Source organism: Armatimonadota bacterium, assembly GCA_020354555.1.
Lineage (GTDB): Bacteria > Armatimonadota > Hebobacteria.
This window is the reverse complement of record CP070648.1, coordinates 1,157,699-1,160,356: the sequence shown is the minus strand read 5'-3', so window position 1 is coordinate 1,160,356 and position 2,658 is coordinate 1,157,699. Positions and strand designations below refer to the sequence as shown.

Here is a 2,658-nt window from a genome sequence, read left to right as displayed (position 1 = left end):
TTGAATCGAATGCCCACTTCCACTGGCAGCGAGTACGTCTGCCGGACGCGCAGTGGCCGCGCGTGATTGAGGTCCGTGCGGACGCGTTGGGCCAAGTTGTCGTGATCGCGCATCTGCAGCGCAACCCTGAAGGCGACGGACGCGCGCCGGATTTCGGCTGGGAGATCGAGCTGGAGACGTCATCGGGCGTTCTGCGCGAAGGGGAACAAGACTCGCCCGTCACGGACGAACTGCTCACGCACGCCTTCGCGAACGGGGCGCCGTGCGCGACGCTGTTCGACGACGGCCGCTATCGACTGTACCACCCGACCGCGCCTTCCAAGCGGCGCGGACGCGTCGAAGTGCGACGCGACGACGACAGGCTGGCATATCGGCACTGGCGCTGCACGGCAGAGGACAACGTGCCCATGCAGCAGGCGGCATGGCGGCGGGCGGAGTTCGTGGCGGCGCCAGTAGTCCTGGCACCCCTCACAGCCGCCCTGCAAGCTCCACATCAGATCACCTTCAGCTGGCGTCTGTGGGACGGACTCTACGACACCGGGCCGCCGCTCGAGCCGAACGGTCACAGCGAACTGGGCGAGGTGCTGCGGTACCATCGCGACGCGATTGTGCGCAGCGCAGCGGTCGGCGATGACTGGGGCAACGTCACGGCATATTCCGACGCGGGCGAGACCGGCGCGGTATTCGGGATGAACCGCCTGAATCACTGCGCGGCGATCTTCGAGGAAGCCTGGCGCAGCGGCGATCAACGGCTGCTCGAAACCGCCGTGCAGTGGTGCGACAACTTCTACGACCAATCCATCTGGTGGGGCCCGGGCGAAACGGGCGGGACGCGCTACAACAATCTGATTGCCATGGGCGGCGCGCCGCCGGACGATGATCGGACCTACATGTGGCGTTCCAACCGCGCCGTGAATTTCTGCACCAAAGGCTTCGACTCGTTCTTCATGGCGTACGAGGAAACCGGCGACCCGCGCATGATGGAGGCGCTTGAAGCTGAGGTGCAATATGCCTCGCAGCATGTTCACGCCGACACCGGGGAGGCGCGCAATGTGGGCGTCGTGCGCGACTTCGTGCGCCTGTACGGGTTCACCGGCGAGCGCCGCTACCTCGATCAGGCACTGCGGCTGTTCCGCGAACTGCGGACCAAGCTCTCGGCCGGCGACCTGTTCAGCCAAAGCGGCCACCCCATCGAGCCGGATCCGCCGTTCATTGACGACGACGCCACTGGCTACAGGCATCCCTTCGCCAAGCCCTACATCATCGGCTACGCGCTCGCCGGGTTGCCCGGATTGCTGCGATACGCGCCGGACGAACCCAAATTGCGCGAGGTCGTCGAGGCGGTCGCCGACTTCCTGGCGGGCAGCCAAGACCCGGTCGGCGGCTGGCGCTACCCGCACCCGCGTTCGAGCTACGTCATCATGAGTCAGGCCTTGGAGCACGCATGGCAGATCATGCAGGCGGACGCGGCGCTTGGAGTCCAGGACGAGCATCTCGACGGGATCGAACGCGTGCTGCGGCAGCGCGTCCAGAGCTGGCGTCGCACCGGTCAGGTCTTCGGCGGCCTGACTGGATGGGAGATCGCGACCGGGAAAGTAAGCGGGCGCGGCGAATTGGAGCAGGTGTACGGGCGGCCCGCGGACCGCGATTTCAGCCGCGATTACGTCGAGGGCCAACCAGACTTCGGGTCGAGTCCGCCGGAGGGGCTGGTCTACTTCCCGGAGGTGCTGCGGTTCTACTTGGAGCATCGCCCGGCGTCCAGGTTGCTGACACCGGCGCCGGATGACGCACCACTGGGCAAAGTGCTGGCGCGGACACCGGAGAAAGCCAGATGAGAATGACAGGTCGCGGTCCATGTTGCTGCGCGTTCATTGTCGCGAGCGCTCTGGCTGTGGCAGCGTTCGTCGCCGTCGGTGCCGGCGAGGAAGGAGAGAACGCAAAAGTGATCGTCACCGCCGACAATCCCGATCCACAGCGGCTTCCCACTCTCGGCGTCTGGGAGCGCGACACGCTGCTGCTGGTGTCAGCGACCTTCCCGAACGTACCGGATTTCACGTGCGACTCCTGGTGCTACGAAAGCCCGGTGGATTACGTCGAGGCTCGCGCGCTGGACGGAGGGCGGATCGAACTGCGGCATCGCCTGCGCGAGCAGCCGAGCGCATTTCTGGTGACGACGGTGACGCCCGAGCCGGGCGCGGTCGAGTTCGTCGCGCGGGTCGAGCCGGAAGCGGGCTCAGCAGCAGAGCTGACCGGGAACCTGCTCGCACCGAATCTCTGCTGGCAGCTCATCCGCGCGCCCGGATTCGCCAGCAAGCCCGACCCTTACCCCGAGTTCGTCAAGCGCTGCTTCATCTTCACCGAGAAAGGGAGGGCGTTTCTCCACGAGACCGTGCGCCGCAAGATCCCGTGTCGCGAACCGGAGGATGTCTACAACAACCCACCGTGGGTGCAGATGTACGCGCCGGTGGGGGAGGCCGTGCCCGAGGTCGGGCCGACATCTTGGGCCGACTACAGCACCGATCAGTACATGGTGCCGATCATCGGCGCGGTGTCGCGCGACGGCAAGTACCTCGCCGCCCTCGTCAACGACTCGGCGACGGTGGTATGTCAAGCCTGGCACGACTGTATGCACAACAACCCGGCGTGGCTGCCCGTGGA

General features: G+C 66.1%; 2 protein-coding genes. Both read left to right on the top strand.

Annotated elements, in window-relative coordinates:
- On the top strand, window positions 1–1,835 hold a 1,835-nt coding region (locus JSV65_04730; protein UCH35660.1), incomplete at its 5' end, for a hypothetical protein.
- Window positions 1,832–2,658, top strand: an 827-nt coding sequence (locus tag JSV65_04725) for a hypothetical protein (protein ID UCH35659.1), incomplete at its 3' end; no start/stop codon positions are given. The genes JSV65_04730 and JSV65_04725, both read left to right, overlap by 4 nt.